This is a genomic window from Brevibacillus panacihumi (assembly GCF_003710985.1).
Lineage (GTDB): Bacteria > Bacillota > Bacilli > Brevibacillales > Brevibacillaceae > Brevibacillus > Brevibacillus panacihumi.
Window position 1 is genome coordinate 1 of record NZ_RHHT01000092.1, and the last position, 5979, is coordinate 5979.

The following is a 5979-nucleotide window of genomic DNA, read 5'->3' on the forward strand; positions in this document are numbered from 1 at the left end:
ATTTCTTACTTGCCAAAAACAAGAAGTTGACATAATTTATAAAGAAGATTTTTGGGAGTTAATAGATAGATACAATATTTATAAACACATTGAAAACGTGGAATTTGGAAACCTCTTAAAAGAAAGCAATTTTCATTACTCGGTAATTTTAAAATATAAGAGAACAGTAGATAATTTCGATGAAGTTTTACGTGATCATATGTTACAAGATAGTAAAGGTGCAGAAATTTTACTCCACAAATATATTTATAACAGTGAAAAGGGGGATATAACATTTTTGCCCAATTCATTAACAGATAACGATAAAGATATAATAGTGCTAAATTATATCGAATCGGAACGTCCAAATATTAATCATCTTGAAATGATTGTTAACTTCCCGAGTAATAACGAATTAAAAATCGGAGATAGGCTTAAGTTAAAAGCTAGACGAAGGTACAAAGAAGAAATAGATAAGATATTTGATGGAAAAAATGGAATTGAAACAGGTGTGACAATAAAATACCCTGCAGATCAAGAAGAAGCAGTTATTTATAGTCGAAATGGTTTAATTTCCGAATGTAGTGTAAGTCGAAGTTGGATTGAAGATAATCTGGATTTCAATACCTTATGGAATAACTTTATCTATATTTTTGAGTTTTTTGATTTACAAATGAGGCTAAATTTAGTCAATCTATCAAATGAAATAGGAACTTTCGAAAGAATTCTTATAACTAGATCACAACATTTTTATAATATCTCTTCAGCATTTAGACATAAGGATATGATGGCAACAATTCAAATGCAAAGTTATGTGCAAGTATTAAATAGTTATCATGTTAGGATAGAAGATATGATTGAATGGTTCTTTATGGAGTATTTATCCAAAGAATTTGGAATTAGCAATTTTATAGTAAAGATGCCAACAGATGCGTCCTCTGAATTTGAAAAGTGTAGAGCAATATTACCAGAAATTGACCGAATCTTAAAGCAATATAACCTCTATTTGGAAGATGGTATGATTGATCAAGAATTATTACAGGTATCCTCGTCCCATACCTTCTTCAAGGACTGCAATAGTTGTATTGAAAAAAAATATGTGTATCCCGTCCAAGGCATTTTTGATATTGCTTCAAACCTTCTTTTTTCCGACCAGAGCACAATATTTTATTTACCGAGATTGGGTGAAAAATATGATAACTTTTATCAATTATTAAGTAATGAAAGAGTTAAATTGAATGATTTTCAGGAGTATCAGATCAATCGTATTGAATGGCTTATCAATAATCAGTTAGTTGAAGAAGACAAAAATGGATATTTGCGATTTACAAATCCAGTTAGGATAAATCTAATTGCTGACATGTATTACAATGAAGTAATCAGTTATTGGAATTGCACTCCAAAATTAAGAGATGAGATTGATATACTTATTAATGAAAACGTATTTTTCACTGTTAACAAACTTTTTACTAAAAATGAGCAAGATTATTTCGATTATCACTTAAACAAATCTAAGTTTAGTAATTCGTTAGATTTACGTAATAGCTACTTACATGGAACACAAACAAATGACGATGAGCTACATAGATTAAACTATTCGATATTCTTGAAATTAATAGTAATAATTATTGTTAAAATTAATGATGAAGCTTGTATCAGATCAATTAATAGATAAATATTCAAAATTTACGATTCCATTATTTAAAAAAGCGGCAAATCGCCGCTTTTTTGTCAGCAAACATAGAATTCTTACTGCGAGATGGTTCAATATTTATCTTGTTCATATTTAGTATTGATGTATTTAAAGATAATCATGAGTTCTTTTAAGGCACCATTTATTTCCTGTATGATTTCTTCATATATTTCACGCTTGAATTTGATTTGTTCATGCTCGTAAAGTTCATCTGAAAAGTCAAAGAACTCAGCAATGAATTCACCTTCTCCTATGCTTCTGTCCTCGTATAGTTCAGGCAACTCAATTATGAGGGGCTCATCATAGCTATTTAAGATGCTTTCGTAAAATTGAATGTTTTCATAGGGACTTTCGATCATACTATCAATAGTTTTTCGAGTTGCGAGTTCATATCTTAGAATTTCGTATGGCTTAGGGAATTCATAATGGAAAATGCCCTCATCTGGATTCTCATACTTTACAACCCCTTTTTCTCCGTAGCATACTTTCAGGGCTTTTTCAAAGTTATTTAGTATTACATTCTCAGCGATACTATAATGATTAATTGATTTTAGTTCTTCAACCAGACCTTTAATATCAAGCAATCTTTTTTTTAACTTTTTAGGTAGAAACACATAAGAGCGCTCTAACTGCTTGTCGATTTCAGGAAAATCGAAAGATTTGCTTAAACTTCCCCAGTAAGTCACTTTTTCATTTTGTTTCAAAATTCTTTTCAGTTCTTCTTCAATTGGAATATAAATGTCCTTTTTCTTCTCTAGAGCTGACTTTTGTTGTGCATTGTAAGTGTTCACTCGAAAAGTTACAAATACCGTCAGTAATCCCCCGAGAATAGTGCTGATTAATGTTTTTAAGATGTCGGTTTGAGAGCTATTTGATGGGTGGAAATAAAAATAAATAAATATACTTAGAACAATAATAAGTATTACAATATAATTTCGAAGCGAAGTTAACAGAAGGCACACTCTCCTATCGAACATCATGCAAAGATAATTTTAGACAACTATCCAAACTATGTTATATGTCAAGTGATTGATTTAGGGATCAGAATTGAAGTCTGATCCCACTTACGGCGTAAATTAGTTATCAGGTATCGGTATCGGGTAAATCTTATTATGTTACTTTGGTTTCGAAATCGTCTCAATTAGTTTATTGCATTCTTCATTAATAAGCTGGTCTATTACTTCCCTATTTTTATTTAATGTTGTTGCTCTTTTTGATTTATTCTCTTTAGAAAAGTACGATTCAAAATCTATCGTACAATTCTCTGATTCATAATAATCTTGCGTATTAATTGATGGAACTGGAATAAATCCTAGATGTTCGTCAATTAAACAAGCTTTGACGTTGAAGAGTTGTAAGATTTCTTTAAGACCTGCATCATGAGAGAGTATAAAGGGCAGAAAGAACTTTCCTTCTCCACCAAATCTCATAAAAAACTCCATAACACGTGGTGTAACAAAATCCCATGCAATATTATTTATTGTTTCAAGAATCTTAGTAGTATCTCCGTTTTTTTGTATTTTTCTAAAAATTCTTAGTTTCCCTTTTTCTTTGAAGTATCTATGGGCGACAATAGATTCTCTTTCAAAGTAGACTCCAACTTTTTCATTCATAAAATCAAATAAGTCATATATTTTTTTTTGCGGACTTTTATTACTTGAGAATTGTATATTTAGCATTCCAATTAAAAATAAGGTCATTTGTTTCTGCATGAATGTGAAATTTTGCAAGTATTCAATCCCTTGTTTAGTACAAAAAAGTGTAGTAATAAGGTCAGTTGCTTTTTGAGTTGCTTCGCTTTTTGTAATTGTGTAATTTAGTTTTCCTGTATTTTTAAAGAGAGTATTATCTATACTTTTGAACAACTCAAGACTTATTATATTCTGATATATTTCGTTGTGATTTTGTATGAAATCACTAAAATCATAAATTGAATTTAAGTCCATACTTTTTGAGTTTTCGATTAAGTAAAAATTAAAATCGTACTGATAATTCTCTCGTAATAACAACGCAATAGATGTAAACACTTCGTTATTTAAATTACTTGAAGGATTATTTACAAATTGGTGAATATAGCTCGCATAGTTTGTGTCAAACATAATAGAGTAATCAATAGGAATCTCTACATTATTTTGTGAAGACAGCATATTGTTTAATATTTCATTATCAATAAAATAGAGCTTAGATGATTGGAAATACGGAACAAAATCATTATTATCTGAATAAAGTGTTTTTACAATATTTGAAGGAAGAAAGCTTTTCTCGTAGTCATCGATCGCAATAATAGCTTTAGCAGTACTTACTTTCGTTCCCATTCTGCTCCATGATACTAATATATGAGTCGGATTTTTGGCTTTAGATAAGTCATAAAGTAAGTTTTCGATTTGCATCTTTTAACACCTGCTCGTATTGTGTTATATGAAGGATATACTGTAATGATGAGATATTTGGTCAATAATGTAAAGTTATTCTTTATGTTATCAGCGTTGCTTTGTGAATAACATGACTTCTCAGATTATTGTCTTGTATTTGGCAAGAGCACTTCGATAGGCTGTTCTCACTGATTACTCCACACATGTGGAGTGTACAGTGTTGCTAAAATGGCGGGGGCAGGATTAATCCTATGCCCCCATCTCGGTACTTGGATTCAAGAAATTGAAGTGTATCTTAATGCTATCGCTATCGAACACTTCAATTTTGTGGATGAGCTTATGAATGAATTGCTTCAATATCTTCTCATCCTTAATGTTAAGATGAATTAGTTGGGATACTTATTTTTCAAAGACATGGAGTTGGCTCTCCATGTCTTTTTCTTTTCTAGCATAAGATTGCAGTTGCTGTCTTCTTGTGGTCAAATGTACGAGTTCATTCCGTATGACCTCATTTTGAACTTTCCATTCTTCTCTGGTCAGTTCATTGTCATTCAGTAAGTCCAACAAGGTGCTTTGTTTTTTTGTCAATTGATGCATTCGTTTTTTAATATCTTTTAGTTCCACGTCGTAAGTTGCCGTTTGTTTCCCTGCTTCTTTTTTAGCAACTTCGATTAATTTGGATTTATTGATACCCTTTTCGGTTAGTTCCTTAAGAACTATTAACACATCATATAATAATTTATCCGCCTTGATGAAGTGATGTGAACAAAACTCCTTCCCATACTTACCGTATCTTCCACATTGGTAAGCCTTCCTATCATTTTTATAGTGCATTCCTGTTCCGCAGTCCCCACATACGGCAAGATGAGCGAACAAGCTTTCCTGACCGTTGCTTCTTCGTTTACCTTTATGCGCCAACTTAGCTTGAACTTCTTCAAACTCATCTTTTGTTATTAGGGCGGGGTGAGTATTGGCAACAATGGTTTGCTGTTCCTGTGGTAGACATCTTCGACTTTTATTCCGAATGCTTATGACTTCGCTGCGGTTCTGAATCATATTCCCAGTGTATATGGGATTAGTCAATATGACCTTAACGCTACTTTGTTGCCATAAGGCACCTGCATTTTTTGCGTTTGCTACTGTTCTTGGTGTCGGTACACCAAGCTTAGTTAAATGTTTGGCAATCCTCTGTAGTCCCCAATCCTCGTAAATATATAGGTTAAATATCTCCTTCACAAACGAGGAATATTGCAAGTCAAGTTCAAGACGATTCCCATTCCTTTTATAACCAAAAGGAGGGAGTGAACCATTAAACTTACCTTTATTGGCTTTTTCACGTCTACCAAACTTCACCCTTTTCGAAATTTGCTCACTTTCTTGTTGAGCAACAGAAAGATGAATAGAAAACATCAATTCACCGTCGGATGACTTTGTGTCAATGTTCTGCTCAATGAAAATCATCCCAATGCCTAATGCGTCCAGTTCCCGTTTCATGTTTATCCCATCTTGAATATCGCGGGCGAAGCGGGAGATGGATTTTAACAGAACATAATCGAACTTCTTCGCTCTTGCATCATTCATTAGACGTTGAATTTCAGCGCGCCCCTTGATGCTGGTTCCGCTAACTCCCTCGTCTTTATAAATATCGTAAATTGTCCACTCTCTTTCCTCAACAAATCGGTTAAAGAAAGAAATCTGGTGATTGACACTATCTTTCTGACTATCCAGTTCAGTACTGACACGAGCATATATCGCACAACGCATAGCTGAATTACCTCCTAAGTAGGTTCTTACTTTCGCTATACGATGCGCCCTCACCAAAATTAAGACTTAACTCTCCCACTATAAATTAATGTTTTCTCGCGTTTGCTCACTCATTCTTAGATTTTCAACCATCAACATTCCAGAGAAGTGGGCGAAGCATGTAATTATGGA

At 32.8% G+C, this 5979-nt stretch carries 4 protein-coding genes; 1 reads left to right on the plus strand and 3 read right to left on the minus strand.

What is annotated here, in order from left to right; genetic code table 11:
- The coding region (locus EDM58_RS25965; RefSeq protein WP_122915810.1) for a hypothetical protein at positions 1-1654 on the plus strand (1654 nt) is incomplete at its 5' end.
- 89 nt (positions 1655-1743) lie between these two features.
- Here the strand turns inward: EDM58_RS25965 and EDM58_RS25375 are convergent.
- The 3 genes from EDM58_RS25375 to EDM58_RS25385 form a co-directional block, all read right to left on the minus strand.
- Positions 1744-2463, minus strand: a complete 720-nt coding sequence (locus EDM58_RS25375) for a hypothetical protein (RefSeq protein ID WP_148039361.1) — start codon at positions 2461-2463, stop codon at positions 1744-1746.
- A 324-nt stretch (positions 2464-2787) separates the two neighbouring features.
- A complete protein-coding gene (locus EDM58_RS25380) occupies positions 2788-4062 on the minus strand; it encodes a hypothetical protein (protein ID WP_122915812.1) in 1275 nt (424 codons plus the stop codon).
- 381 nt (positions 4063-4443) lie between these two features.
- Positions 4444-5808: a recombinase family protein gene (locus EDM58_RS25385; RefSeq protein ID WP_122915813.1), complete on the minus strand. Its 1365-nt coding sequence runs from the start codon at positions 5806-5808 to the stop codon at positions 4444-4446.
- Positions 5809-5979 lie beyond the last annotated feature (171 nt).